Source organism: Streptomyces hydrogenans, assembly GCF_014656075.1.
GTDB lineage: Bacteria > Actinomycetota > Actinomycetes > Streptomycetales > Streptomycetaceae > Streptomyces > Streptomyces hydrogenans.
Map to the genome: position 1 here is coordinate 1 of NZ_BNBS01000058.1, position 26,016 is coordinate 26,016.

Consider the following 26,016-nt stretch of genomic DNA (forward strand, 5'->3'; position numbering starts at 1 on the left):
CTGCGTTTCCGACTCTATCAGATCTTTCCGACCCGATTTCCCCGGTGCTTTCCGGTCCCGAATTTTTGTTTCTTCGGGGCCTTCCGGCGTGTCCACTACTTTAGCCGATTTCCCTGGCGGCTCATAATCGAGCCATTTGGAACGCATTTCGGCATGCCGAAATAGGCCCCGTAGGGATTCGTTGCAGTGAAGTGGATGGCCGCTCTCGGGGCGCTTGAAAAAGCACCACCGTCTCAAGCGGCTCGGGCCACGTTACGCGTCCGCCCTGGCCGGGTCAAGTCGGCGCTTCCGGGGCGTGTGGGGACGGTACGGACTCACCGTGGGGTCGTCGCCGATCCAGAAGCGCCAGGGGTGCGGGGCGCCGTCGCCGCCGACGCCGGTGCGCGGGCCCGTACGGATGAGGGAGGGGGACGGCGGGGTGCCGGTGAGGACGGCGAGGGGGGCGTCGGGGCCGGCGCAGACGTCGGTGCCGTTCAGGGAACCGGGGACGTCCAGGGCCGTGGCGAGGCGGGCCGGGCCCTTCGCCAGTTCGGCGTCCTTGCGGGCCGAGCGGCGGCGGGGCCGGGCCAGTTCCGCGCCACGCAGGATTTCGCCCGCTCGGAGCAGTACCCCGCTCGCCTCGCCCTCGGGGCCGCACACCAGGTTCAGGCAGTGCCACATGCCGTAGGTGAAGTAGACGTACGCGTGACCGGGCGGGCCGAACATGACGGCGTTGCGGGGCGTGCGGCCCCGGAAGGCGTGCGAGCCGGGGTCGATCGCTCCGGCGTACGCCTCCACCTCCGTGAGTCTCAGCTCCATCCGGCCCTCCTCGGTCCGGCGCACCAGGACGCGGCCGAGGAGGTCGGGGGCGACCTCCAGGACGGGGCGGTCGAAGAAGCTCCTCGGGAGCGGCGTACGGTCGGGGCTCTCGCTCATGGCGCCCGAGCGTAATGGGGAGCGTGGTGGAACCCGCTACGGTCGTCGCGCGTATGTAGGGGACAGGAACGAGAAGGAGAGAGTGGCATGGGATTCAAGAAGCTGCTGGCGAGCCTGGGTGCCGGTGGGGCGACCGTCGAGACGGTGCTCACCGAGGAGAACGTGGTCCCGGGCGGTGTCGTCCAGGGCGAGGTCCGGATCCAGGGCGGCAGCGTCGACCAGCAGATCGAGGGCCTGTCCGTCGGTCTCCAGGCGCGTGTGGAGGTCGAGGGCGGCGACCAGGAGCACAAGCAGGACGTCGAGTTCGTGAAGGTGCGGCTCGGCGGGGCGTTCGAGGTGAAGGCCGGCGCGGTGCACGTGGTGCCGTTCGGTCTGGAGATCCCCTGGGAGACCCCGGTCAACACGATCGGCGGGCAGCGTCTGCACGGCATGGAGATCGGCGTCAGCACCGAGCTGGAGATCGCCCGCGCGGTGGACTCGGGCGACCTCGACCCGATCAACGTGCACCCGCTGCCGGCGCAGCAGGCGATCCTCGACGCCTTCATCCAGCTGGGCTTCCGCTTCAAGAGCGCGGACATGGAGCGCGGGCACATCCGCGGCACCCGTCAGCGGCTCCCCTTCTACCAGGAGATCGAGTTCTTCGCGCCGCAGCAGTACCGCGGCCTGAACCAGGTCGAGGTCAGCTTCGTCGCGGACGACCGCGAGATGGACGTCGTTCTGGAGATGGACAAGAAGCCGGGGCTGTTCACCGAGGGCAGCGACTCCTTCCGCGCGTTCAAGGTGGGTCTGGACGACTACCAGGGCACCGACTGGAACGCTTACCTCAACCAGTGGCTCGCCGAGGTCGGCGGCCGTCGCAACTGGATGTAGCAGGACGAAGCGGAGGTTCGACATGTCCGAGGGTCAGAGGGCGCCTCTCCCCCACGCCTTCCATCCGCCGGTGGCGGAGTTCGCGGTGACGAGCGACGACGTCACGCCCGGCGGGGTGCTGAAGGACGCCCAGGTGTACGCGGAGGGGAACGTCTCTCCGCAGCTGCGCTGGGACGGCTTCCCCGCGGAGACCAAGAGCTTCGCCGTGACCTGCTTCGATCCGGACGCGCCGACGGGCAGCGGGTTCTGGCACTGGGTGCTCTTCGACATCCCGGCGTCCGTCACCGAGCTGCCCGCGGGCGCCGGGTCGGGCGGTTTCGCCGGGCTGCCGGCCGGTGCGACGCACGCGCGGAACGACTACGGGTCGAGGGACTTCGGCGGAGCCGCCCCGCCGGCCGGGGACCCGGCGCACCGCTATGTGTTCACGGTCTACGCCGTGGACACGGAGAAGCTGGGGCCGGACGCGGACACCTCGCCGGCCGCCGTCGGGTTCAACCTGCGCTTCCACACGCTGGGCCGGGCCCAGCTGGTCGGTGAGTACGCGGCTCCCGCGGCAGGCTGATCGTTCGTTTGTTGTTTGCCCGCTTCTGGTCTTGGAGAGATCAGAAGCGGGCATCTTTTGTTGCGCAGGAAATTGCGTTGTCCGACCCCGGCCTGCCCGGCCATCGTTTGATCCAAGCTCACCAGGGGGGTGGGCCGGCACAACGGGAGGTGGGCATCATGCGGGACACGCTGGTACTGAACGCGAGCTTCGAGCCGCTGTCGACGGTGACACTCAACCGTGCGGTGGTGCTTGTCCTGCAGGACAAGGCCGTCGTGGAGCAGTCCCACCCCGATCTGCGGGTGCGTGCCGCCGCCGTCGACCTTCCGGTGCCCCGGGTGATCAGGCTCTGCCGTTTCGTCCGGGTGCCGTTCCGAAGACAGGCCCCGTGGTCGAGGAGGGGGGTGCTGGTCAGGGACCAGCACCGGTGCGCGTACTGCGGGAGGCGCGCGACGACCGTGGACCATGTGGTGCCGCGGGCGCAGGGCGGTGGGGACAGTTGGCTGAATACGGTCGCTTCCTGTGCGGAGGACAACCACAGGAAGGCGGACCGGACGCCGGAGCAGGCGGGGATGCCGCTGCTCTTCGAGCCGTTCGAGCCGACGCCCGCGGACGCGATGCTGCTGGCCATGCGGGCCGGTGAGCGCTCGCAGCTGCCGGAGTGGCTGGCCCGTACCGCCGCCTGATCCGTACGGACGTGGGAGGGCCCGCCCCTGTCGGGGGCGGGCCCTCACGTCACTCCGGGGTCACCTCAGGGTGAGCTGGAGGATGGCGACGACGCCGACGGCGATGATCACGCCGCGCAGGACGGCGGGCTTGAGACGGCGGCCGACCTTGGCGCCGATCTGGCCGCCGAGGGTGGAGCCGACGGCGATGAGGAGGACGGCGGTCCAGTCGAACTCGGCGACGAAGAGGAAGAAGACGGCGGCGACGCCGTTGACGAGGGCGCCGAGGACGTTCTTGACCGCGTTGATCCGCTGGAGGTCGTCGTTGAGGAGCAGGCCCATCAGGGAGAGGTAGAGGACTCCCTGGGCGGCGCCGAAGTAGCCGCCGTACATGCTGGCGAGGGTGAGGCCGACGAGGAGGACGGGGCCGCCGTCGGGGTGGGCCTCGCTGCCGGTCAGCTCGCGGCGGCGCTGGACGGCGGCGGCGATGCGGGGCTGGAACAGGACGAGGACGAGCGCGAGTCCGATGAGGACGGGGACGATCGCGTCGAACGCCGCGGAGGGCAGGGCGAGCAGCAGGATCGCGCCGATCAGCCCGCCGACGAGGGCGGCGGCGCCGAGGCGGAGCACCCGGCGGGTCTGGCCCTTGAGTTCGCGGCGGTAGCCGATGGCGCCGCTGATGGAGCCGGGCACGAGGCCGAGGGCGTTGGAGACGTTCGCGGTGATCGGGGGGAGTCCGGTCGCGAGGAGGACCGGGAACGTGATGAGCGTCCCCGATCCGACGATGGTGTTGATGGCGCCGGCGCCGATGCCGGCGGCGAAGACTGCCAGGGCTTCCCAGATGGACAAAGCCGTTTCCTCACATGGTCAGTGGCTCGCCTCCCCGCCCTGCGTGCGGCAGGGTCGAGGGGCTCGCACCGATCATGCACGGAGTTACGTGTACGTGTCAGCAATCGGTCAGTCGACGGTGGGTTCTTCTCGCCTGGCGGACGGGACGTCCTTGGTGAGGGGCGGGGCGGGGGCGCCGCCCTGGCCCAGGCCGCCGAGGGCGCCGGAGAGGCCCTTGAGGGCGTCGCCGATCTCGCTGGGCACGATCCAGAGCTTGTTGGCGTCGCCCTCGGCGATCTTCGGGAGCATCTGGAGGTACTGGTACGAGAGGAGCTTCTGGTCCGGGTCGCCGGCGTGGATGGCCTCGAAGACGGTGCGGACGGCCTGGGCCTCGCCCTCCGCCCGGAGGGCCGCGGCCTGGGACTCGCCCTCGGCGCGGAGGATGGCGGACTGCTTCTCGCCCTCGGCGCGGAGGATCTCGGACTGGCGGACGCCCTCGGCCTGGAGGATGGCGGCGCGCTTGTCGCGGTCGGCGCGCATCTGCTTCTCCATCGAGTCCTGGATGGAGGTCGGCGGCTCGATGGCCTTGAGCTCGACGCGGTTGACGCGGATGCCCCACTTGCCGGTGGCCTCGTCGAGGACGCCGCGGAGGGCGGCGTTGATGTCCTCGCGGGAGGTGAGGGTGCGCTCCAGGTCCATGCCGCCGATGATGTTGCGCAGCGTGGTGACGGTGAGCTGCTCGATGGCCTGGATGTAGCTGGCGACCTCGTAGGTCGCGGCCCGCGCGTCGGTCACCTGGTAGTAGATGACGGTGTCGATGTTGACGACCAGGTTGTCCTGGGTGATCACCGGCTGGGGCGGGAAGGGGACGACCTGCTCGCGGAGGTCGATGCGGTTGCGGATCGTGTCGATGAACGGGACGACGATGTTGAGGCCGGCGTTGAGGGTGCGGGTGTAGCGGCCGAAGCGCTCCACGATCGCGGCGCTGGCCTGCGGGATGACCTGGATCGTCTTGATCAGGGCGATGAAGACGAGCACCACCAGAATGATCAGGACGATGATGACTGCTGACATCGTGTTCCCCGTGCCCTTCGCTGCCGGTTGTCTGCCGGGTTTCTTCCGATGATCGAGTTTCCCACGCCGCCGGGGCCCGGGGGGCGGGCTTCGGTCAGATGACGACCGCGGTGGCTCCTTCGATCTCGACGACGTCGACCTCGTCGCCCGGTTCGAAGACGCGGGTGGCGTCGAGGGAGCGGGCCGACCAGATCTCTCCGGCGAGCTTGATGCGGCCGCCCTCGGCGTCGACCCGTTCCAGGACCCGGGCCTGACGGCCCTTCAGGGCGTCGATGCCGGTCGCGAGGGCGGGGGTGCCGGCGCGGTGACGGGCCGCGACGGGGCGGACCACGGCCACGAGCGCGACGGAGACGATCACGAAGACGATCACCTGTGCGGTGATGCCGAAGCCGAGGGCGGCGGTGACCGCTCCGGCGACCGCGCCGACGGCGAACATGCCGAACTCCGGCATGGCGGTGAGGACCAGGGGAATGCCGAGCCCCACCGCGCCGATCAGCCACCAGATCCATGCGTCGATGTCCACAGGGTCATGGTAGGGCGGGTGGGGCCGGATGGGACAGGGCGCGGTGGGGTGCCGTGGCTGTGCGGGTCACGACGGTCCATCGCCCTGCGGGGCGGGGCTACTTGAGGGGCAGGCCCTGGGCGGTCCAGCGGTCGCCGACGCGCTCGACGACGAGCGGGAGGCCGAAACAGCGGGAGAGGTTGCGGGAGTTGAGCTCGTCCTCCATGGGTCCCGCGGCCAGCACCTTGCCCTGACGGATCATCAGGACGTGGGTGAAGCCCGGGGCGATCTCCTCGACGTGGTGGGTGACCATGATCATGGAGGGGGCGTACGGGTCCCGGGCCAGGCGGCCGAGGCGGCGGACCAGGTCCTCGCGGCCGCCGAGGTCGAGACCGGCGGCGGGCTCGTCGAGGAGGAGGAGCTCCGGGTCGGTCATCATGGCGCGGGCGATCAGGGTGCGCTTGCGCTCGCCCTCGGAGAGGGTGCCGAACCGCCGGTCCAGGTAGTCGCTCATCCCGAGGCGGTCGAGGAAGGCGCGGGCGCGGGCCTCGTCGACCGGGTCGTAGTCCTCGTGCCAGGTGGCGGTCATGCCGTACGCGGCGGTGAGGACGGTCTGCAGGACGGTCTGGCGCTTGGGCAGCTTCTCCGCCATCGCGATGCCGGCCATGCCGATGCGGGGGCGCAGCTCGAAGACGTCGACGCCGCCGAGGCGCTCACCGAGGATGGTGGCGTTGCCGGAGGTGGGGTAGAGGTAGCTGGAGGCGAGGTTGAGGAGGGTGGTCTTGCCGGCGCCGTTCGGGCCGAGGATGACCCAGCGCTCCCCTTCCTTGACCGACCAGGAGACCCCGTCCACCAGAGCGCGTCCGTCGCGGACCACGGATACGTCCACCAGCTCCAGTACATCGCTCATGAGCGCGTTGTCTCCCCTTGCCGTCGAGTCGCGTGGGCTCGTGTCGTCGCCTTGGGCCGCGGGCGCGGCGTCCACGGGAAAACCTACGTCATCGGCGGGGCGGGCCGGTCCCTAGGGCGTCGTTCGGGTCCTTACTCTGGGGGGATGCTTTCGGAACCACGTTCAGGACGCCTGGCCGCCTGGGGCAACGCCCTGCTGGCCGGGGCGGTGTCGCCGGACGACGCGGCGCTGGCGATTGTCGGGGAGGACGCGGTGCACCGCGTGGCGGGGCTGCCGGGTGAGGCGGGTCCGGTGGGACTGACTCTGGCGCTGGGGCGGCTGCGGCGGCTCGGGGTGACCGGGTGGCGGGTGGCGCTGCCGGCGCCGGGGCATCCGCTGGGGCTCAGCGGTCCGCCGGACTTCAACGCGCGCGCGTTGGACGCGGAGGAGGCGGCCATCGGGTACGGCGCGCCGTTCGGACTGGTCCCGGAGGTCTCGGAGGTGGGCCCGCGGGGCGACGTGCACGTCGAGGTGGTGTGGCACTGCCTGGCGGTACGGGAGGCCCCGCCGGCGGACGTCCCGTCGCTCGGCGAGGCGGAGCGGGAGCTGGCGGAGGCGCTGCGGGACGCGACGGCCGCGCTGACGCGGCTGGACGTGGCGGCGTCGGGACCGGCGGCGGAGGCCGCGCGGGAGGCGTACCGGGCGCGGGCGGAGGCGGGCCGCGAGGTCCTGGCCCCCGGGTACCCGCCGCGGGCGGTCCGGGTCCTGGAGCTGGCGCAGCGGGTCGGGCTGATGGTCGACCTGGCGTACGGGAACGGGCACGGGGGTGCGGTGAGCGCGTCGGAGATGGCGGCGCGGGGCGCCGCGCTGGCGCCGGTGGAGCGGGTGGCGCGGCGGGCGCAGGTCGCGGCGTACAACGCGTGGGTGGAGGAGCGGGAGCGGGGGGCCTGACCTGGCGGGCAGGGCCTGACCTCGCGGTCGGGCCTGTGACCTCGCGGTCGGGGGTTCGGGCCTCGCGGTCCGGGTTTTGGCCTGCGGTCCCGCTGGTGACTTGGCGGTCGGGCCTGCGACCTCGCGGTCCGGTTCCTGACCTGCGGTCCGGCCGGTGACCTGGCGGTCGGGGGTGTCCTCGCGGTCGGGGCTGCGACCTCGCGGTCCGGTTCCTGACCTGCGGTCGGGGGTGTCCTCGCGGTCGGGGCTGTGACCTCGCGGTCCGGGTTCTGGCCTGCGGTCCGGGGGCGGGGGCGTGAGGAGCGGGCGCCCTGGGGGGTGTGCCCACCCGTTCCGCCCCGGCGGAACGCATGCCCACGACCGGTGGGGCGTGGCATGCGGACGGCCCCCGGAGGGATCTTCCGGGGGCCGTTCGACGGGGGTGGTCAGCCGTTGAGGGCGTGGTTGCCGAAGGCCGGGTTGAGCAGGCCGATCACGTTGACCGTGTTGCCGGAGACGTTCACGGGGACGTGGACCGGGACCTGCACCAGGTTGCCGGAGGCGACACCCGGGGAGTTGAGGGCCTTGCCGTCGGCCTCGGCGCCGTGGGCGGAGGCGACACCGGCACCGGCGGCGACGATGCCACCGGCGACCATGGTGAGGGCAGCGGCCTTCTTGAGGTTCTTCACTTGGTACTTCCTCCTGGTCATCGCTGCGGCCGGTCCGCCGCAGCACGCCTTGGAGAACGCCGCCGCCCGCTCAGGGTTGCGCCGAACGGGGGATGTACACCCGACGGTATGACCTTCTGAACGGGCGTGCGCCCCGGCGCGTTGACGGAGCGTTTCAGGTGGTGAGACCGTGGCGGACCGCCCAGAGCGCGGCCTGGGTGCGGTCCGCGAGGTCGAGCTTCATGAGGATGTTCGAGACGTGGGTCTTCACCGTCTTCTCGGAGAGGACCAGCGCGCGGGCGATCTCCCGGTTGGAGCGGCCGTCGGCGATCAGGCCGAGGACCTCCCGCTCGCGCTCGGTGAGCGTGGTGCCGCGTCCCGTACCGCCCTGGGGGTCGTCCTGGGCGAGGAGGGCGCCGGCGACCTCGGGCTGGAGCAGGACGTGGCCGGCGTGGACGGAGCGGATGGCGCCCGCGAGGGCGTCGGGGTCGATGTCCTTGTAGACGTACCCGGAGGCGCCGGCGCGCAGGGCGGGGACGACGGTGCGCTGCTCCGTGAAACTGGTGACGATGAGGACCTTCGCCGGGTTGGCGAGGCCCCTCAGCCGCTTGAGGGCCTCGATGCCGTCGGTGCCCGGCATCTTGATGTCCATGAGGACGACGTCCGGTCGGAGCTCCTCCGCGCGGGCGACGCCCTCGGCGCCGTCACCGGCCTCGCCGACCACCTCTATGTCGTCCTGGACCTCCAGGAAGGTGCGCAGGCCGCGGCGGACGACCTGGTGGTCGTCGACCAGGAGCACGCGGATGGGCTTGTCAGCCACCGGGGACCTCCATCTCGATCGTGGTGCCCTCGCCGGGGGCGGAGGTCACGGTGAGGGCGCCGCCGACTCCGGCGGAGCGGTCGCGCATGGACACCAGGCCGAGGTGGCGGCCGGCGCTGCGGACCGTCCTCGGGTCGAAGCCGCGGCCGTCGTCGGTGACGGTGAGCCGGGCGCCCTGGCCCTGCCGGGTGAGGGCGACGGTGACGAGGGCGGCGTCCGCGTGCCGCAGCGCGTTGTGCAGGGCCTCCTGGGCGACCCGGAGGACGGCCTCCTCCTGGGCCGCGGGCAGGGCGCGGATGCCGGGGCTGTCGAAGACCACCGTGGCCGTGTGGGCGCGGTCGAGGACCTGGACCTGGGTGCGCAGGGTGTGGACGAGGCCGTCCTCGTCGAGCGCGGCGGGGCGGAGCTCCACCACGGCGGCCCGCAGCTCGTCGGCGGCCTCCGCGGCGAGCGCGGCGACCTGCTGGAGCTCGACCTTGGCGCGGGTCGGGTCGCGGTCGACGAGGGCGGCGGCGGCCTGGGCGGTGAGCCGGAGGGAGAAGAGCTTCTGGCTGACGGCGTCGTGCAGCTCGTGGGCCAGCCGGGAGCGCTCCTCGGCGATGGTGAGCTCGCGGCTGCGCTCGTAGAGCCGGGCGTTGGTGAGGGCGATGGCGGCGTGCTGGGCGAGGATGCCGAGGAGCTCCTCGTCCTCGGCGGTGAAGCCGCAGCCGCCCTCGGGCCGGGGGCAGCGCTTGTTGGCGAGGAAGAGGGCGCCCAGGGTCTCGTCGCCGTCGCGGACGGGAAGGCCGAGGAAGTCGGAGAGCTCGGGGTGGGCGTCGGGCCAGCCGCCGAAGCGGGGGTCCTCGCGGACGTCGGCGAGCCGCTCGGGCTCGGCCTTGTGGAGCATCGCGGCGAGGACGCCGTGCTGCCGGGGCAGGGGGCCGATGGCCCTCCACTGCTCGTCGGTGACGCCGTCGACGACGAACTGGGCGAAGCCGCCGTGGTCGTCGGGGACGCCCAGGGCCGCGTACTCGGCGTCGAGGAGCTCGCGGGCGGAGGCGACGATCGTCTTGAGGACGTCGCGGACCTCCATCTGCCGGCTCATCGCCAGGAGTGCGGTGCTCACGGCGGCGAGGCCGGAGCTCGGTCGGTGGCTCATGGGTTCACGGTACCGGCGGGGTGTGACGGCCCGTATGGGGCTGTGGACGGCGCTGGAGGGGGTCGCGGGACCTAGGTCGAAGTGCCCCCTCGGGGGCGGGACCGGTGCACCCGCGCGTGGCGCGGGTGAAGGGGAGCACGCGCGCGCGTGCGTGAGGCGCGTGCGTGAAGCACGTGCCTGCTGGATGGGGCGGGGAGGCAGCCGGGGGCGGGGGCCGAGGGCAGGGGCGGAGGGGTGGCGCTCGGTCCGGCAGGCGCGCGGCGGAGCCCGTACGCCGGCGCGGGCCAGGGGCGGACGGGGCCTGGGCGGCTCCGGGACGGGCGTGGCACTCGACCCGGCAGGTGCGGGGCCTGACCCCGTACCCCGGGGCCTGACCCCGTACCCCGGGGCCGGGACCCGGGCGGGTGGGCCTGGGACGGCCGTGGCGGCCGGTTCTACGGGCGCGGGGCGGAGCCCGTATCCCCGGGCCGGAGCGCGGGCGGGGCGGTCCGGGGCAGCCGTGGCGGCCGGTTCCACGGGCGCGAAGCGGAGCCCGTATCCCCGGGCCGGAGCGCGGGCGGGGCGGGCCGGGACAGCCGTGGCGGCCGGTTCTACGGGCGCGAAGCGGAGCCCGTATCCCCGGGCCGGGACTCGGGCGGGGCGGGCCGGGGGCCGGCGGCTCCGGGGGCGGTCCTGGCGTTCGGTTCGGTGGGTGCGGGGGCGGTGGCGGTGGCTCTGGGTGGGGATGGGGGCGTCGCTGGGAGGAGTTCGGGGGTGGTGGGGTCCTCCTTGAGGTGGAGGGGGGTCACCGTGTGCATTGCTGGAGCAACGCCGGGTGAGTTTGTTACGTCGCCTATGTGAGCCCGCGCATAGGACCCAGGTCACTTACGAAGCAACCTAGTGGAGTGGTTAGGGGTGGTTTGATCCGGGACGAATCGGCCCTGAAGGGCTGTCTCGGGCACGTACACGGGTCCCTGATCCACTATCCGGGATCGTACGTCACACCTTTGCCACGCGATTTTGCTGCCGCTAAGAATTGCCCCCGTCGCCGCCGAGCAGGCGCAGCGCCGCCCCGGCCCAGCGACCCCCAGCGATTCGAAGAGGTAGTCCTGCATGTCTCAGAACACCCCTGGCCACAGTCGTGGTCTGAAGAAGACCCACAAGGCCACGATCGCCGGTGTCGCCGCTCTGGGCGCTGCCGCGCTCACCCTCTCCCTGGTGCCGGGCAACGGTTCCACCGAGACCGAGCCGCAGGCGCTGAACACGAGCCAGCGGGTGGCGTGGTCCTATGACGCCGCCAGCCCGCAGGCCAAGGCGCTGGCCGCGAGCGTGACCGACCAGCACACCACCATCGGCCTGAAGGCCAAGCTGGACGCCGAGGCGAAGGCCAAGGCCCAGGCCGCGGCCAAGGCGAAGGCCGCGAAGGCGAAGGCCGACGCCGCCGCGAAGAAGCGGGCCGCCGAGGCGAAGGCCGCGGCGAAGGCGAAGGCCGCCGCGAAGAAGCGCGCCGCGACGAAGACCGCCGCGAGCCGTTCCGTCACCCGGACCCCGGTCTTCGCGAACAACCTCGACGGCTGGATCCGCGAGGCGCTGTTCATCATGGACAAGCACGACATCCCGGGCTCGTACAACGGCCTGCACAAGAACATCATGCGCGAGTCCAGCGGCAACCCGTACGCGATCAACAACTGGGACATCAACGCCATCAACGGCGTCCCGTCCAAGGGTCTGCTCCAGGTCATCTACCCGACCTTCAAGGCGTACCACGTGAAGGGCACCAAGTTCGACCAGTACGACCCGGTCGCCAACATCGTCGCCGCCGCCAACTACGCGGCCGACCGTTACGGCTCGATCGACAACGTCAACAGCGCCTACTGAGTCGCCCCGACGACGCCGAAGGGCGGCACCCCGTGCGGGGTGCCGCCCTTCGGCGCGTGCCGTGCGGCCGCTACTTGCGCATGACCTCGGGCTCGTGGCGGCGCAGCAGGCGCGCGACCAGGACGCCGAGGACGACGGTCATGAACAGCAGCACGCCGATGTTGAAGCTCCACTGGCCGACGCTGTGCTCCCACAGGGGGTCCAGGTCGGTGGGGTTCTTCGGGTCCCACGGCGCCATCAGGTGCGCGAGGTCGAGCGTGGTGCCGGCGCCGGCGATGGCCCAGCGGGAGGGCATGAGCCAGGCGAACTGCTCCAGGCCGGGCGAGCCGAAGACCTTGAAGAGGATGCCGGTGAAGACGACCTGGACGATCGCGAACATGACGAGCAGCGGCATGGTCTTCTCGGCGGTCTTCACCAGCGCGGAGATGACCAGGCCGACCATCATCGAGGTGAGGCCGAGCGCGATGACGGTGAGGCAGAGCTCGACGGCCGGCGGCATGAGCAGGCCCTCGGCGGGCAGGTCGCGGATGGCGAAGCCGATGCCGCAGAGGATGACGCCCTGGAAGGCCGTGATGACGCCGAGGACGATCACCTTGGACATCAGGTAGGCCGAGCGGGAGAGGCCGGTGGCGCGCTCCCGTTCGTAGATGACCCGTTCCTTGATCAGCTCTCGGACGGAGTTCGCGGCTCCGGAGAAGCACATGCCGACCGTGAGGATCAGCATGATGATGCCGGCGTCGCCGTTGAAGCGGGACGGCGGCGTGGGCGGCGCCAGGCCGAAGTCGGAGGGGATGACGACGGAGACCGAGCCGATGACCGCCGGGAGCATCACCATGAGGGCGAGGAAGCCCTTGTCGGAGGCGATCACCGAGGTGTAGCGGCGGATCAGGGTCCACAGCTGGGAGCCCCAGCCCTGCGGCTTGGGCGGGCGGGACATCGCCTGCTGCGGCATGTGGACGGGCTGGGCGGCGACGGCGTCGATGTCCGCGGCGTACAGCTGGTAGTGCTGCGAGCCCTTCCAGCGGCCGGCCCAGTCGTAGTCGCGGTAGTTCTCGAAGGCGGAGAAGACGTCGGCCCAGGAGGTGTAGCCGAAGAAGTTCAGCGCCTCGTCCGGCGGGCCGAAGTAGGCCACGGAGCCGCCGGGGGCCATCACCAGGAGCTTGTCGCAGAGGGCCAGCTCGGCGACCGAGTGGGTGACGACGAGGACCGTGCGGCCGTCGTCGGCGAGGCCGCGGAGCAGCTGCATGACGTCGCGGTCCATGCCCGGGTCGAGGCCGGAGGTCGGCTCGTCCAGGAAGATCAGCGAGGGCTTGGTCAGCAGCTCCAGGGCGACCGAGACGCGCTTGCGCTGGCCGCCGGAGAGGGAGGTGACCTTCTTCTCCTTGTGGATGTCGAGCTTGAGCTCGCGCAGCACCTCGTCGATGCGGGCCTCGCGCTCCGCGGTGGCGGTGTCGCCGGGGAAGCGGAGCTTGGCGGCGTACCGGAGCGCCTTCTGGACGGTCAGCTCCTTGTGCAGGATGTCGTCCTGCGGGACCAGACCGATGCGCTGGCGCAGCTCGGCGAACTGCTTGTAGAGGCTTCGGTTGTCGTAGAGGACGTCGCCCTCGTTGGCGGGCCGGTAGCCGGTGAGCGCCTTGAGGAGGGTCGACTTGCCGGAGCCGGAGGGGCCGATGACGCCGATGAGCGACTTCTCGGGGACGCCGAAGGAGACGTCCTTGAGGATCTGCTTGCCGCCGTCGACGGTGACCGTGAGGTGGCGGGCCGAGAAGGAGACGGAGCCGGTGTCGACGAACTCTTCGAGCTGGCCGCCGACGATCCGGAAGGTGGAGTGGCCGACGCCGACGATGTCCTGCGGGCCGAGGAGGGCGGTGCCGCCCTTGGGGATCGGCTGACCGTTGACGTAGGTGCCGTTGTGCGAGCCGAGGTCGCGGATCTCCATGCGGCCGTCGGGCGTGGCGTGGAACTCGGCGTGGTGGCGCGAGACCTGGAGGTCGGAGACGACCAGTTCGTTCTCGAGCGCACGGCCGATGCGCATGACGTGGCCGAGGGCGAGCTGGTGGAACGTGGTCGGGCTGCGGTCGGAGTAGGCCGACGACGCCCCCGCGGCGGCGTGGCCCTGCGGGACCGGCTGCTGGACCGGGGCGCCCTGGTGGGGCACCTGCGGCGGGACCTGGCCGCCGTGCTGCGCGGGGGGCTGCTGCCAGCCGCCCTGCTGCGGCGGGGCGTCGTGGGTGGACCACTCGGCCTGCTCGCGGGGCTGCTGGACCGGCTGCTGCACGGGCTGCTGGACCGGGGCGCCCTGGTGGGCGGGGACCGGGTGCCCGGCGTGCGCGGCGGCGAGGTTCAGGCGCGGGCCGTCCGTCGGGTTGCCGAGGTGCACGGCGATCCCGGGGCCGACCTCCAGCTGCTGGATCCGCTGGCCCGCGACGAAGGTGCCGTTGGTGGAGCCGTGGTCCTCGATGGCCCAGCTCCGGCCGTTCCAGCTGATCGTGGCGTGCCGCCACGAGACCCTGGCGTCGTCGATGGCCAGGTCCCCCTGTGGGTCGCGGCCCAGGGTGTACGACCGGGACGGCTCCAGCGTCCAGGTCCTGCCGTTGAGTTCGAGTACGAGTTCTGGCACTCCATGCCCCACTGTGTGTCCCCCGATGCACCCCCGTCACGGGGGCCCTAGGGATGGCGAATCATCCTGGGGAACTATTTCAGGCCGGGTCCCCGATCCGAAAGTCGGGCGGCGTGAAGACCCGAGGGAGGGTCTCCGGGCCCGCCGGCGCGGTGTTCGGCCGGCCGGGTGTCCGCTACGCGGGACGGGGCGTCGGGTGGCATCGGGTGCCCGATACGGTGGGAGCACCATGAGCGCATCGCAGACACCGGACGTTCCCGCCGTTCCCGCCGCGGACGTGCCCACGCTTCTCGTCAAGATCTTCGGGAAGGACCGGCCCGGTATCACCGCCGGTCTCTTCGACACCCTGGCCGCCTTCTCCGTGGATGTCGTCGACATCGAGCAGGTCGTCTCGCGCGGCCGGCTGGTGCTGTGCGCGCTGGTCACCGAGCCGACCGTCGCCTCCCAGGGCGAGCTGCGCGCGACCGTGCACAGCTGGGCGGAGTCGCTGAAGCTCCAGGCCGAGATCATCTCGGGCACCGGCGACAACCGTCCGCGCGGCGAGGGCCGCTCGCACGTGACGGTGCTCGGGCACCCGCTGACGGCCGAGCAGACGGCGGCCATAGCGGCCAGGATCGCCGGTTCGGGCGGCAACATCGACCGCATCTTCCGGCTGGCGAAGTACCCGGTGACGGCGGTCGAGTTCGCCGTCTCGGGCTGTGCGACGGAGGCGCTGCGGACGGCGCTGGCCCCCGAGGCGCACACCATCGGCGTGGACGTGGCCGTGGTCTCGGCCGGGCTGCACCGGCGGGCCCAGCGGCTGGTCGTCATGGACGTGGACTCGACGCTGATCCAGGACGAGGTCATCGAGCTCTTCGCGGCGCACGCGGGGTGCGAGGAGAAGGTCGCCGAGGTGACGGCGGCGGCGATGCGCGGCGAGCTGGACTTCGAGCAGTCGCTGCACGCGCGCGTGGCGCTCCTGGAGGGCCTGGACGCGTCGGTGGTGGACAAGGTGCGGGCCGAGGTGCGACTCACGCCGGGCGCGCGGACCCTGATCCGGACCCTCAAGCGGCTCGGCTACCAGGTGGGGGTGGTCTCGGGCGGCTTCACCCAGGTCACCGACGACCTGAAGGAGCGTCTGGGGCTGGACTTCGCCCAGGCCAACACCCTGGAGATCGTGGACGGGAAGCTCACGGGCCGGGTGACGGGCGAGATCGTGGACCGGGCGGGCAAGGCGCGGCTGCTGCGCCGGTTCGCGGCGGAGGCCGGGGTGCCGCTGGCGCAGACGGTGGCGATCGGCGACGGCGCCAACGACCTGGACATGCTGAACGCGGCCGGGCTCGGGGTGGCGTTCAACGCGAAGCCGGTGGTGCGCGAGGCGGCGCACACGGCGGTGAACGTGCCCTTCCTCGACACCGTGCTGTACCTGCTGGGGATCACCCGCGAGGAGGTCGAGGCGGCGGACGACGGCGCGGAGGACCCGCTCCACTGACCCGCGCCGGTCCCTCTCGTACGCGAAGGGGCCCGGCCGTCGTGAGGACGGCCGGGCCCCTTCGCGCGTGTCCGCGCGCGGGTGGTGCGGGTCAGTCGTGCGGGGTCCAGAACTCGACGAGGCGGCAGGAGCCGGGCTCGACGGACTTCCAGTTGCCGGTGAAGGTGAGGACGGCGTAGGCGGCCGTCGGGAAGCCGCTGTGGTTCATGCGGGCGAGGGTGTCGCCCTCGGCCTCGCCGGCGAGGACCTCGGCCAGGCCGTGCACGCCGGGGTTGTGGCCGATGACGAGGACGTCGTTCACGTCCTCCGGGACCTCGTCGAGCAGGGCGATGAGCTCGCCGGGGGACGCCTCGTAGATCCGCTCCTCGTAGACCGTCCGGGGGCGCTCGGCCAGTTCGTGGACGGCGAGCTTCCACGTCTCGCGGGTGCGCGCGGCGGTCGAGCAGAGGGCCAGGTCGAAGTCGATGCCGGACTGGGCGAGCCGGCGGCCCGCCACGGGTGCGTCCTTGCGGCCGCGCTCGGCCAGCGGCCGCTCGTGGTCGGTCTCCTGGCCCCAGTCTGCCTTCGCGTGCCGGAGCAGCACGATCCTGCGGATTGTTTCGACGCTCATGGTCCACAGCTTGGCACGGATCGGCCCGCCCTGACTCAGAGAGCGAGGGTTTGCCCGATTCGCTGGAGGAGCTGTCCCATCCCGCCGTCCCCGCCTGCCGCGGCGGCCTCACCGGGCCCGGTGACCAGCAGCAGGAGGACGGTGAAGGCGGCCACCGGGAGGGCGAGGGCCCACCAGGGCAGCCGGGTGTCGACGCCGGCGGGCGTGGTCCGGTCGCCGGTGCGGGTGAGGGCCGTCATGACCGCCTCCGTGGGGGAGCCCCCGGGACGCGGTCCTCGGGGTGGGTGGACGCCGCGGGAACCGCGGTGTGTCTCCACCGTAGGGAGCGCGGGGGCCGCGACCCATCCGGTGAGCCACCCAGTCACCCCTGAGACTTCCCCCTAGGGGATGCGGGGGTTGTCCCCACCCCCCGCTTCGGGTGGCGGGGTCCCGTGCCCCGGGGGCGGGGTCACGGGGAGGCGATCGAGGCGATGACGGCGATGACGGCTCCGATGCCGAGCATCGCGCCGAGCACGAGGAGCAGCTTCTTCTGGCCGCCCTGGGGATTGGGTTCGAGTACGGGCATGGGCCCAGTCTCGCATCTCAGGTCTCGTCCTCGACCGTCCGGTCCCGTCCGGCGAGGACGCCCACGATCATCTGCGGCACCATCAGGCCGCCCATGAGGGCGATCGGCACGCCCCAGCCGCCGCTGTGCTGGTAGAGCACGCCGACGAGGAGGGGGCCGGGGATGGAGATGAGGTAGCCGACGCTCTGGGCGAAGGCGGAGAGGCGGACGACGCCGGCGCCGGTGCGCGAGCGCATGCCGATCATGGTGAGGGCGAGCGGGAAGGAGCAGTTGGAGATGCCCAGGAGGACGGCCCAGACCCAGGCGCCGCCGGACGGGGCCAGGAGGAGGCCGGTGTAGCCGACGAGGCCGCAGGTGCCGAGGGCGACGACGATCGGGCCCTGCTGCCGCATCCGGGTCGCCAGGCGCGGGATGACGAAGGCGAGCGGGACGCCCATGACCATGGTCACCGCGAGCAGGACCCCGGCGGTGGAGGCAGGGACGCCGGAGTCGCGGAAGATCTGCGGCATCCAGCCCATGGTGATGTACGCGCCGGTGGCCTGGAGGCCGAAGAAGCAGGCCAGGGCCCAGGCGGTGCGGCTGCGGTACATCGGCCGGGACGCGGTGGCGGAGGCTTCCGCGGGGGCGGGGGCGGCCGGGGCGCCCTTCTCCGTGCGGGTGGTGCCGGTGCGGTCCTTGACGAGCGGGAGCCAGGGCAGGACGGCGAGGGCGGCGAGGACCGCCCAGACGCCGAGGCCGAGGCGCCAGTCGCCGCCGAGGGCGTCGGTCATCGGGACGGTGAGGGCGGCGGCGAGCGAGGTGCCGAGCGCGAGGGCCATGGAGTACAGGCCGGTCATGGAGCCGATGCGGTCGGGGAAGTACCGCTTGACGATGACCGGCATCAGGATGTTGCTGACCGCGATGCCCATGAGGGCGAGGGCGCTGGCGGCGAGGAAGCCGGCGGTGCCGGTCGCGAGGGGGCGCAGCAGCAGGCCCGCGAGGATGGCGGCCATGCCGGCGCAGACGACGGCGGCGGGGCCGAAGCGGCGGGCCAGGCGCGGGGCGGTGATGCCGAAGACCGCGAAGCAGAGCGGCGGCACGGAGGTGAGGACGCCGGCGACGGTGCCGCTCATGTGCAGGGTGGCGCTGACCTCTTCGAGGAGGGCGCCCAGGCTGGTGATCGCGGGGCGCAGGTTGAGCGCGGCGAGGACGAGGCCGGCGGTGACGAAGCCGAGGGTCCAGCGGGCGCCGCGGCCGGCCTGCGGGGCGGATATCGGGTCCCGCAGGGCGGAGGAGGGCCGCGCGGGGGCGGCGGCGAGGGTCTTCGGCTCGTCTGACATGGAGCCATCATAGAATCATGGGATGATTGGTTGTCCAATCTCGAACGATCCCCTCTCCGACGATCTCGACCGGCCCCTTTACCCTCGACCAACCCCCGCACCTCGACCGACCACCTCCCCGGACCGACCCCTCCCCCGACCGACCACCCTCCCTCGACCGGTCCCCTCCTCGAACGCACGTGAAGGCGAGTCACCCATGGCCCTCGGGCACCCCCGGCGCACCGGTCTCACCGACCAGGTGATCGCCGAACTGCGGAACCAGATCACCTCCGGCGAGTGGCCGGTGGGCTCCCGCATCCCGACCGAGCCCGAGCTGGTCGAGCAGCTCGGCGTGGCCCGCAACACGGTCCGCGAGGCGGTCCGCGCCCTCGCCCACAACGGGCTCCTCGACATCCGGCAGGGATCCGGCACCTACGTGGCGGCGACGAGCGAACTGGCCGGGGTGATGCACCGGCGGTTCGCGGACTCCGACCCGCGGCACGTGGCGGAGCTGCGCTCCACCCTGGAGTCGGCCGCCGCCCGGTTCGCGGCGGGGCGGCGCTCCGAGCGGGACCTGGGGCAGCTGGACGCGCTGCTGGTGCGGCGCGAGGAGGCCTGGGAGTCGGGGGACGCGGAGCGGTTCGTGACGGTGGACGCGGCCTTCCACCACGCGGTGGTGGCGGCGGCCGGCAACGACGTCCTCACGGAGCTCTACGCGGACCTGGGCGACCTGCTGCGCCAGTGGCTGCGCGACGACGTGGGGCAGGAGCTGCGGCCGGAGAACCACATGGACCACGCGCGTCTGGTGGCGGCGATCCGGGCCGGGGACGCGGAGCGGGCGGCCGAGGAGGCGGCGGGCTACCCGTTCATGTGCCTGGGCGGGCGGAAGGAGCAGGATCCGTCACCGGCTCGTGGGTGACCCAGGCGGAGCGGACCTCCTTCCAGCAGCGGGCGGTGAGCGTCGCGTAGTCGGCGGGCGCGACGTCCACGGGCGCGCTGTCGGCGTCCAGGTCCCACCAGGGGTCGCACTCGACGTGGAGCCGTACGCGGTCGGTCCGCGGGTAGGGGTTCCGGCAGTGCGCGGTGACCCGGGTGCCCTCGACGACCGTGTGGCAGGAGGAGCCGAAGTCCTCCGGGGCCTCGGCGGCCGGGACGCTGACGGCGGGTTCCTCGGCGGGGGCGGGGGCCGCGTGGACCTCCGCGGCGACGGCGGTCCCGAGAAGCAGGGCGGCGACCGAGGCGTGGGCGGCGAAGCCGCGATGGAGCGCGCGCATGCCCGTACCTCCTCCCCGTGAGTAGCCGGAACGACACGCTCCGACCAGTCTGCGGTGATCCGCCGGACTTTTCGACTCGGGGAGGCGGCCCCCGGGGCGGGCACGGAAACGGCCGGGGCCGGGTGCCCGCCCCCGGAGGGACGAGCACCCGGCCCCGGCCGGGGCACGGGGAGCGCTACGGAGCCGTCAGGCGCCGATCGCGTGCAGGCCGCCGTCGACGTGGACGATCTCGCCCGTGGTCTTCGGGAACCAGTCGGAGAGCAGGGCCACGATGGCGCGGCCGGCCGGCTCCGGGTCGGAGAGGTCCCACGACAGCGGGGAGCGGCTGTCCCAGACCTTCGCCAGCTCGCCGAAGCCCGGGATGGACTTGGCGGCCATGGAGCCGAGCGGGCCGGCCGAGACCAGGTTGCAGCGGATGTCCTGCTTGCCCAGGTCACGGGCCATGTAGCGGCTGGTGGCCTCCAGGGCGGCCTTGGCCGGGCCCATCCAGTCGTACTGCGGCCAGGCGAACTTCGCGTCGAAGGTGAGGCCGACGACCGAGCCGCCCTCGCTCATCAGCGGCAGCAGCGCCATGGTCAGGGACTTCAGGGAGAAGGCCGAGACGTGCATGGCGGTGGCGACGGACTCGAACGGCGTGTTGAGGAAGTTGCCGCCGAGGGCGTCCTGCGGCGCGAAGCCGATGGAGTGCACGACGCCGTCGAGGCGGTCGCCCAGGTGCTCGCGGACCTGGCCCTCCAGGCGGGCGAGGTGCTCGTCGTTGGAGACGTCGAGCTCCAGGACCTTGACCTTCTCCGGGTGCGGGAGCTTCTTGGCGATGCGCTCGGTCAGCGTCGGCCGGGGCCAGGCGGTGAGGATGATCTCCGCGCCCTGCTCCTGGGCCAGCTTCGCGGCGTGGAAGGCGATGGAGGACTCCATCAGCACACCGGTGATGAGGATCTTCTTGCCCTCGAGGATTCCAGCCATGGTGATCAGTGACCCATTCCCAGTCCGCCGTCAACCGGAATGACGGCTCCAGTGATGTACGAGGCGTCGTCGGAGGCGAGGAACCTCACGGCCGCGGCGATCTCCTCCGGCTGCGCGTAGCGGCCGAGCGGGACCTGGGACACGATGCCCGCGCGCTGCTCGTCGGTGAGCACGGAGGTCATGTCGGTGTCCACGAAACCGGGCGCGACGACGTTGAAGGTGATGTTCCGCGAGCCGAGCTCACGGGCGAGCGAGCGGGCGAAGCCGACCAGGCCGGCCTTGGAGGCGGCGTAGTTGGCCTGGCCCGCGGAGCCCAGCAGGCCGACGACCGAGGAGATCAGGACGACGCGGCCCTTCTTGGCGCGGAGCATGCCGCGGTTGGCGCGCTTCACGACGCGGAAGGTGCCGGTGAGGTTGGTGTCGACGACGGACGTGAAGTCCTCCTCCGACATGCGCATGAGGAGCTGGTCCTTCGTCACGCCGGCGTTGGCCACGAGGACCTCGACCGGACCGTGCTTCTCCTCGATCTCCTTGTACGCCTGCTCCACCTGCTCGGCGTCGGTGATGTCGCACTTGACGGCCAGGCAGCCCAGCTCGGTCAGCGCGGCCGGCGGCTCGCCGGAGCGGTACGTGAACGCGACCTGGTCGCCGGCCTCGGCGAACGCGCGGGCGATGGCGAGGCCGATGCCCCGGTTTCCTCCGGTGACGAGAACCGAGCGGCTCAACGGATCACCCTTTCGATCAGCGGTCTGGTACGTCGAAAACCTATCGGTCCGTTCCGCGATCCGCGGAATCGGGCCCTGACAGTGGCGTACGGATGTCACTGTCGGGTCCCTACAGAAATCCCTGGGCATCCCGGCCCAAAGCGCGACATGATCGGGGCGACCGGTCGCACATGACAGGAGACAGCTGTGCCATCTGAGGCCCATTCCATCGATCCGGCCTTCACGGCCCTGCCGCTGAGGGCGCTCGCCGACGCGGCGCTCGCCCGGGCGCGGGCGCTCGGCGCCGAGCACGCGGACTTCCGGCTCGAACGAGTCCGGTCCGCCGCCTGGCGGCTGCGGGACGCCAGGCCCGCGGGGTCCTCGGACACCACCGACCTCGGCTACGCCGTGCGGGTGGTGCACGGCGGGGCCTGGGGCTTCGCCTCCGGGGTCGACCTGACCATGGACGGGGCCGCCCGGGTCGCCTCGCAGGCGGTGGCCATGGCGCAGCTGTCGGCGCAGGTCATCGCGGCGGCCGGCTCGGACGAGCGGGTGGAGCTGGCGCCGGAGCCGGTGCACGCGGACCGGACGTGGATCTCCTCGTACGAGATCGACCCGTTCTCCGTGCCGGCCGAGGAGAAGAGCGCGCTGCTCGCCGACTGGTCGGGGCGGCTGCTGCGGGCCGACGGGGTGGCGCACGTGGACGCCTCGCTGCTCACGGTCTTCGAGAACAAGTTCTACGCGGACACCGCGGGCACCGTCACCACCCAGCAGCGGGTGCGGCTCCACCCGCAGCTCACCGCGACCGCCGTGGACGGCACCACCGGCGAGTTCGACTCGATGCGGACGATCGCGCCGCCGGTCGGCCGGGGCTGGGAGTACCTGACCGGGACCGGCTGGGACTGGGACAAGGAGCTGGAGGAGATCCCGGAGCTGCTCGCCGAGAAGATGCGGGCGCCGAGCGTCGAGGCTGGCCGCTACGACCTGGTCGTCGACCCGTCCAACCTGTGGCTGACGATCCACGAGTCGATCGGTCACGCCACCGAGCTGGACCGGGCGCTGGGCTACGAGGCGGCGTACGCGGGCACCTCCTTCGCCACCTTCGACCAGCTGGGCAAGCTGGCGTACGGCTCCTCGGTGATGAACGTGACCGGTGACCGCACGGCCGAGCACGGCCTGGCGACGATCGGGTACGACGACGAGGGCGTCGAGGGGCAGTCCTGGGACCTGGTGAAGGACGGCACGCTCGTCGGCTACCAGCTGGACCGGCGGATCGCGAAGCTCACCGGCCTGGGGCGGTCCAACGGCTGCGCGTTCGCGGACTCCCCCGCGCACGTGCCGGTCCAGCGGATGGCGAACGTGTCGCTCCGGCCCGACCCGGGCGGCCTGTCCACGGAGGACCTGATCGGCGGCGTCGAGCGGGGCATCTACGTGGTCGGCGACCGGTCCTGGTCGATCGACATGCAGCGATACAATTTCCAGTTCACCGGCCAGCGCTTCTTCCGCATCGAGAACGGCCGGCTGGCCGGGCAGCTGCGGGACGTGGCGTACCAGGCCACCACCACCGACTTCTGGGGCTCGATGGAGCAGGTCGGCGGCCCGCAGACCTACGTCCTCGGCGGCGCCTTCAACTGCGGCAAGGCCCAGCCGGGTCAGGTCGCGGCCGTCTCCCACGGCTGCCCCTCCGCCCTCTTCCGGGGCGTCAACATTCTGAACACGACGCAGGAGGCCGGTCGATGAGCCGCGTCAGCAAGCCGTACGAGATCGTCGAGCGGGCCCTGGAGCTGTCCCGCGCGGACGGGTGCGTCGTCATCGCGGACGAGGAGTCCTCGGCCAACCTGCGCTGGGCGGGCAACGCGCTCACCACCAACGGCGTGACCCGGGGCCGTACGCTCACCGTGATCGCCACCGTGGACGGCGCCGAGGGCACCGCCTCCGGGGTCGTGTCGCGCTCCGCGGTGACCGCGGAGGACCTGGAGCCGCTGGTCCGGGCCGCCGAGGCGGCGGCCCGGGCGGCCGGACCCGCCGAGGACGCGCAGCCGCTGGTGGAGGGCGTGCCCTCCTCCCCCGACTTCACCGACGCGCCCGCCGAGACCTCCTCCGCCGTCTTCGCCGACTTCGCCCCGGCGCTCGGCGAGGCGTTCGCCCGCGCGCGGGCGGGCGGGCGGGAGCTGTACGGCTTCGCGAACCACGAGCTGACCTCCACCTACCTGGGCACCTCGACCGGGCTGCGGCTGCGGCACGACCAGCCCAACGGCACCCTGGAGCTCAACGCCAAGTCGCCCGACAGGACCCGCTCCGCCTGGGCCGGGCGCTCCACCCGCGACTTCAAGGACGTCGACCCGGCGGCGCTCGACGCCGAGCTGGCCGTCCGGCTCGGCTGGGCCGAGCGGCGGATCGAGCTGCCGGCCGGCCGGTACGAGACGCTGCTGCCGCCGACCGCCGTGGCCGACCTGTTGATCTACCAGCTGTGGTCGTCGATGGCCCGGGACGCGGTGGAGGGCCGGACGGTCTTCTCCCGGCCCGGCGGCGGCACCCGGCTCGGCGAGACCCTGTCGCCGCTGCCGCTGACCCTGCGCAGCGACCCGAACGAGCCGGGCCTGGAGTCCGCGCCCTTCGTCATCGCGCACTCCTCCGGCGACGACGAGTCGGTCTTCGACAACGGCCTGCCGGTCGCCCCGGTGGAGTGGATGCGGGCCGGCGTGCTCGACCGGCTGATCACCACCCGGCACACGGCGGGCCTCACCGGGCTCCCGGTGGCGCCGGGGGCGGGGAACCTGATCCTGGACGGCGGCGGCGAGCGCTCGCTGGAGGAGATGGTGGCCGCCACCGAGCGCGGTCTGCTGCTCACCTGCCTCTGGTACATCCGGGAGGTCGACCCGGCGACGCTGCTCCTGACGGGCCTGACCCGGGACGGCGTCTACCTGGTCGAGAACGGCGAGGTGGTCGGCGAGGTCAACAACTTCCGGTTCAACGAGTCCCCGGTGGACCTGCTGTCGCGGGCCACCGAGGCGGGCCGGACCGAGCGGACCCTGCCGCGCGAGTGGAGCGACTGGTTCACCCGGGCCGCGATGCCCGCGCTGCGGGTGCCCGACTTCAACATGAGCTCGGTCAGCAAGGGCGTCTGACCCGCCTAGACTGGGCTGTCACCCGTATCTATCCAAGGAGACTGACGACCGTGACGGACATCGTCGACGAGCTGAAGTGGCGCGGGCTCTTCGCCCAGTCCACCGACGAGGACGCCCTGCGCAAGGCGCTCGCGGACGGTCCTGTCACGTTCTATTGCGGCTTCGACCCGACCGCGGCCAGTCTCCACGTCGGCCACCTGGTCCAGGTGCTCACCGTCCGCCGGCTCCAGCAGGCCGGTCACCGGCCGCTGGCGCTGGTCGGCGGGGCCACCGGCCAGATCGGCGACCCCCGCCCGACCGCCGAGCGCACCCTGAACGACCCCGAGACGGTCGCGAACTGGGTGACCCGGCTGCGTTCCCAGATCGAGCCCTTCCTCTCCTTCGAGGGGGAGAACGCGGCGGTCATGGTGAACAACCTGGACTGGACCGCCGGGCTGTCGGCGATCGAGTTCCTGCGGGACATCGGCAAGCACTTCCGGGTCAACAAGATGCTGACCAAGGACTCCGTGGCCCGCCGCCTGGAGTCCGAGCAGGGCATCAGCTACACGGAGTTCAGCTACCAGCTGCTCCAGGGCATAGACTTCCTGGAGCTGTACCGGCGGTACGGCTGCACGCTCCAGCAGGGCGGCTCGGACCAGTGGGGCAACCTGGTGGCCGGTCTCGACCTGATCCACCGCCTGGAGCCGGGCGCCGAGGCGCACGCCCTGGCGACCCCGCTGATGGTCAAGGCCGACGGCACCAAGTTCGGCAAGACCGAGAGCGGCGCCGTCTGGCTGGACCCGGAGATGACCACGCCGTACGCGTTCTACCAGTTCTGGCTGAACGTGGACGACCGCGACATCTCCACCTACACGCGGATCCTCTCCTTCAGGTCCCGCGAGGAGCTGGAGGAGCTGGAGGCGCAGACCGCCGAGCGTCCGCAGGCGCGGGCCGCCCAGCGGGCGCTCGCCGAGGAGCTCACCACGCTGGTGCACGGCGCCGAGCAGTGCGCGGCCGTCGTCAACGCCTCGAAGGCGCTGTTCGGGCAGGGCGACCTGGCCGAGCTGGACGAGCCGACGCTGGCCGCCGCGCTCTCCGAGCTGCCGCACGCCCGGGTGACCGAGCTGGGCCAGGTCGTGGACCTGTTCGCCGAGGTCGGCCTGGTGGCGAGCAAGTCCGCCGCGCGGCGCACCGTGAAGGAGGGCGGCGCCTACGTGAACAACGTGAAGGTGACCGCCGAGGACGCCGTCGTCGAGGCCGGCGAGCTGCTGCACGGCCGCTGGCTGGTGCTTCGGCGCGGCAAGAAGAACCTGGCGGCGATCGAGTACACCGGCTGAGCGATCGGACGGGACACCGGGAGGCCCGGTACGGCGACCGACCGCCGTACCGGGCCTCCCGGCTCTTCCGCCCGGGTCAGGCGCGCTGTCTGTTGCCCTTGAGGGAGGCCCAGACCATGTCGCCCACGCCGACCACGAGCACGGCTCCGATGAGCTGGAGGAGGTGCCGGGTCCAGTCGATGCCCTTGGTGTCCTCGACGCCGATCCAGCCGGCGACCGCGTTGCCCAGGATGCTGCCCAGGATGCCGAAGATCGTCGTCAGCCAGAGCGGGATCTGCTGCTTGCCCGGCAGGATCGCCTTGGCGATCAGGCCCAGGACGAATCCGACGATGATCGCCCACAACCAACTCATGTCCGCCTCCTCGTGCGC

At 72.1% G+C, this 26,016-nt stretch carries 27 protein-coding genes; 10 read left to right on the forward strand and 17 right to left on the reverse strand.

The features are described from left to right. Nucleotides 1-252: 252 nt before the first annotated feature. On the reverse strand, nt 253-915 hold the full coding sequence (locus IE321_RS23330) for a DNA-3-methyladenine glycosylase (RefSeq protein ID WP_190224401.1): 663 nt from the start codon (nt 913-915) through the stop codon (nt 253-255). A gap of 87 nt (nt 916-1,002) precedes the next feature. On the opposite strand from IE321_RS23330, the gene IE321_RS23335 reads away from it, so the two are divergent. The 3 genes from IE321_RS23335 (at nt 1,003) to IE321_RS23345 (ending at nt 3,012) form a co-directional block, all read left to right on the forward strand. Then, nucleotides 1,003-1,785: a sporulation protein gene (locus IE321_RS23335; RefSeq protein ID WP_043219590.1), complete on the forward strand. Its 783-nt coding sequence runs from the start codon at nt 1,003-1,005 to the stop codon at nt 1,783-1,785. A gap of 22 nt (nt 1,786-1,807) precedes the next feature. After that, the gene (locus IE321_RS23340; protein WP_043219588.1) at nt 1,808-2,347 is read left to right on the forward strand and encodes a YbhB/YbcL family Raf kinase inhibitor-like protein; all 540 of its coding nucleotides are present in this window, start codon (nt 1,808-1,810) and stop codon (nt 2,345-2,347) included. A 158-nt stretch (nt 2,348-2,505) separates the two neighbouring features. Then, on the forward strand, nt 2,506-3,012 hold the full coding sequence (locus IE321_RS23345; RefSeq protein WP_043219650.1) for an HNH endonuclease: 507 nt from the start codon (nt 2,506-2,508) through the stop codon (nt 3,010-3,012). A gap of 60 nt (nt 3,013-3,072) precedes the next feature. Here IE321_RS23345 and IE321_RS23350 read toward each other — a convergent pair whose 3' ends face one another. The 4 genes from IE321_RS23350 to IE321_RS23370 form a co-directional block, all read right to left on the reverse strand. After that, nucleotides 3,073-3,840: a sulfite exporter TauE/SafE family protein gene (locus IE321_RS23350; RefSeq protein WP_043219586.1), complete on the reverse strand. Its 768-nt coding sequence runs from the start codon at nt 3,838-3,840 to the stop codon at nt 3,073-3,075. A 108-nt stretch (nt 3,841-3,948) separates the two neighbouring features. Further along, nucleotides 3,949-4,893, reverse strand: coding sequence for an SPFH domain-containing protein (locus tag IE321_RS23355; RefSeq protein WP_190224402.1), 945 nt, complete (start codon nt 4,891-4,893; stop codon nt 3,949-3,951). A gap of 94 nt (nt 4,894-4,987) precedes the next feature. Continuing rightward, nucleotides 4,988-5,416 (reverse strand): NfeD family protein, encoded by a 429-nt coding sequence (locus tag IE321_RS23365; RefSeq protein WP_190224403.1) that lies wholly within the window; start codon nt 5,414-5,416, stop codon nt 4,988-4,990. Nucleotides 5,417-5,513: 97 nt separating this feature from the next. Further along, complete coding sequence (locus IE321_RS23370; RefSeq protein WP_190224404.1) at nt 5,514-6,305, reverse strand: ABC transporter ATP-binding protein; 792 nt, start codon at nt 6,303-6,305, stop codon at nt 5,514-5,516. Between the two features lie 144 nt (nt 6,306-6,449). Here IE321_RS23370 and IE321_RS23375 point away from each other — a divergent pair, with 144 nt between their 5' ends. Continuing rightward, nucleotides 6,450-7,235 carry an Rv1486c family protein gene (locus tag IE321_RS23375; protein ID WP_190224405.1) on the forward strand — a complete coding sequence of 262 codons (786 nt, stop codon included), beginning with the start codon at nt 6,450-6,452 and terminating at the stop codon, nt 7,233-7,235. A gap of 425 nt (nt 7,236-7,660) precedes the next feature. Here IE321_RS23375 and IE321_RS23380 read toward each other — a convergent pair whose 3' ends face one another. From IE321_RS23380 to IE321_RS23390, 3 genes are all read right to left on the reverse strand, one after another. Next, on the reverse strand, nt 7,661-7,903 hold the full coding sequence (locus IE321_RS23380) for a chaplin (RefSeq protein WP_043219578.1): 243 nt from the start codon (nt 7,901-7,903) through the stop codon (nt 7,661-7,663). A 154-nt stretch (nt 7,904-8,057) separates the two neighbouring features. Further along, nucleotides 8,058-8,702, reverse strand: coding sequence for a response regulator (locus IE321_RS23385; RefSeq protein ID WP_043219576.1), 645 nt, complete (start codon nt 8,700-8,702; stop codon nt 8,058-8,060). Continuing rightward, a complete protein-coding gene (locus IE321_RS23390) occupies nt 8,695-9,840 on the reverse strand; it encodes a GAF domain-containing sensor histidine kinase (RefSeq protein ID WP_190224406.1) in 1,146 nt (381 codons plus the stop codon). Before IE321_RS23390 ends, IE321_RS23385 begins: the two co-directional genes overlap by 8 nt. A 1,092-nt stretch (nt 9,841-10,932) precedes the next feature. On the opposite strand from IE321_RS23390, the gene IE321_RS23395 reads away from it, so the two are divergent. Further along, nucleotides 10,933-11,697: a transglycosylase SLT domain-containing protein gene (locus IE321_RS23395; RefSeq protein ID WP_190224407.1), complete on the forward strand. Its 765-nt coding sequence runs from the start codon at nt 10,933-10,935 to the stop codon at nt 11,695-11,697. 70 nt (nt 11,698-11,767) lie between these two features. On the opposite strand, the gene IE321_RS23400 is transcribed toward IE321_RS23395, so the two are convergent. Beyond that, nucleotides 11,768-14,329 carry an FHA domain-containing protein gene (locus IE321_RS23400; protein WP_190224408.1) on the reverse strand — a complete coding sequence of 854 codons (2,562 nt, stop codon included), beginning with the start codon at nt 14,327-14,329 and terminating at the stop codon, nt 11,768-11,770. Between the two features lie 217 nt (nt 14,330-14,546). Here IE321_RS23400 and serB point away from each other — a divergent pair, with 217 nt between their 5' ends. After that, a complete protein-coding gene (serB, locus tag IE321_RS23405; protein WP_043219568.1) occupies nt 14,547-15,788 on the forward strand; it encodes a phosphoserine phosphatase SerB in 1,242 nt (413 codons plus the stop codon). Between the two features lie 91 nt (nt 15,789-15,879). Here the strand turns inward: serB and IE321_RS23410 are convergent, their stop codons facing one another. The 4 genes from IE321_RS23410 to IE321_RS23420 form a co-directional block, all read right to left on the reverse strand. Continuing rightward, nucleotides 15,880-16,398 carry a SixA phosphatase family protein gene (locus IE321_RS23410; RefSeq protein ID WP_190224409.1) on the reverse strand — a complete coding sequence of 173 codons (519 nt, stop codon included), beginning with the start codon at nt 16,396-16,398 and terminating at the stop codon, nt 15,880-15,882. Nucleotides 16,399-16,433: 35 nt separating this feature from the next. Continuing rightward, the gene (locus IE321_RS23415) at nt 16,434-16,637 is read right to left on the reverse strand and encodes a hypothetical protein (protein WP_190224410.1); all 204 of its coding nucleotides are present in this window, start codon (nt 16,635-16,637) and stop codon (nt 16,434-16,436) included. A 209-nt stretch (nt 16,638-16,846) separates the two neighbouring features. Next, nucleotides 16,847-16,963: an SGM_5486 family transporter-associated protein gene (locus IE321_RS42890; protein ID WP_264202439.1), complete on the reverse strand. Its 117-nt coding sequence runs from the start codon at nt 16,961-16,963 to the stop codon at nt 16,847-16,849. Nucleotides 16,964-16,980: 17 nt separating this feature from the next. Next, entirely contained in the window at nt 16,981-18,282 is a 1,302-nt protein-coding gene (locus IE321_RS23420; protein ID WP_190224411.1) for a CynX/NimT family MFS transporter, read from the reverse strand. Nucleotides 18,283-18,478: 196 nt separating this feature from the next. On the opposite strand from IE321_RS23420, the gene IE321_RS23425 reads away from it, so the two are divergent. After that, nucleotides 18,479-19,180: a FadR/GntR family transcriptional regulator gene (locus IE321_RS23425; RefSeq protein WP_043219560.1), complete on the forward strand. Its 702-nt coding sequence runs from the start codon at nt 18,479-18,481 to the stop codon at nt 19,178-19,180. On the opposite strand, the gene IE321_RS23430 is transcribed toward IE321_RS23425, so the two are convergent. The 3 genes from IE321_RS23430 to fabG all read right to left on the reverse strand — a co-directional run bounded on the left by IE321_RS23430 (nt 19,128) and on the right by fabG (nt 21,223). After that, nucleotides 19,128-19,535 (reverse strand): hypothetical protein, encoded by a 408-nt coding sequence (locus tag IE321_RS23430; protein ID WP_190224412.1) that lies wholly within the window; start codon nt 19,533-19,535, stop codon nt 19,128-19,130. The two genes, IE321_RS23425 and IE321_RS23430, sit on opposite strands and share 53 nt — an antisense overlap. Nucleotides 19,536-19,721: 186 nt before the next feature. Then, entirely contained in the window at nt 19,722-20,498 is a 777-nt protein-coding gene (gene fabI / locus IE321_RS23435) for an enoyl-ACP reductase FabI (RefSeq protein ID WP_043219557.1), read from the reverse strand. A gap of 5 nt (nt 20,499-20,503) precedes the next feature. Further along, nucleotides 20,504-21,223: a 3-oxoacyl-[acyl-carrier-protein] reductase gene (gene fabG / locus IE321_RS23440; protein ID WP_043219555.1), complete on the reverse strand. Its 720-nt coding sequence runs from the start codon at nt 21,221-21,223 to the stop codon at nt 20,504-20,506. 207 nt (nt 21,224-21,430) lie between these two features. On the opposite strand from fabG, the gene IE321_RS23445 reads away from it, so the two are divergent. Genes IE321_RS23445 through tyrS form a run of 3 tightly spaced genes read left to right on the forward strand, consistent with a single transcriptional unit; the run spans nt 21,431 to nt 25,646 of the window. Continuing rightward, the gene (locus IE321_RS23445; RefSeq protein ID WP_370531574.1) at nt 21,431-22,942 is read left to right on the forward strand and encodes a TldD/PmbA family protein; all 1,512 of its coding nucleotides are present in this window, start codon (nt 21,431-21,433) and stop codon (nt 22,940-22,942) included. Beyond that, complete coding sequence (locus IE321_RS23450) at nt 22,939-24,330, forward strand: metallopeptidase TldD-related protein (RefSeq protein ID WP_043219552.1); 1,392 nt, start codon at nt 22,939-22,941, stop codon at nt 24,328-24,330. The genes IE321_RS23445 and IE321_RS23450 overlap by 4 nt, the downstream gene beginning before the upstream one ends. A gap of 50 nt (nt 24,331-24,380) precedes the next feature. Beyond that, nucleotides 24,381-25,646 (forward strand): tyrosine--tRNA ligase, encoded by a 1,266-nt coding sequence (tyrS, locus tag IE321_RS23455; RefSeq protein ID WP_190224414.1) that lies wholly within the window; start codon nt 24,381-24,383, stop codon nt 25,644-25,646. A gap of 76 nt (nt 25,647-25,722) precedes the next feature. Here the strand turns inward: tyrS and IE321_RS23460 are convergent, their stop codons facing one another. Next, on the reverse strand, nt 25,723-25,998 hold the full coding sequence (locus tag IE321_RS23460; protein ID WP_043219548.1) for a GlsB/YeaQ/YmgE family stress response membrane protein: 276 nt from the start codon (nt 25,996-25,998) through the stop codon (nt 25,723-25,725). Nucleotides 25,999-26,016: the final 18 nt, after the last annotated feature.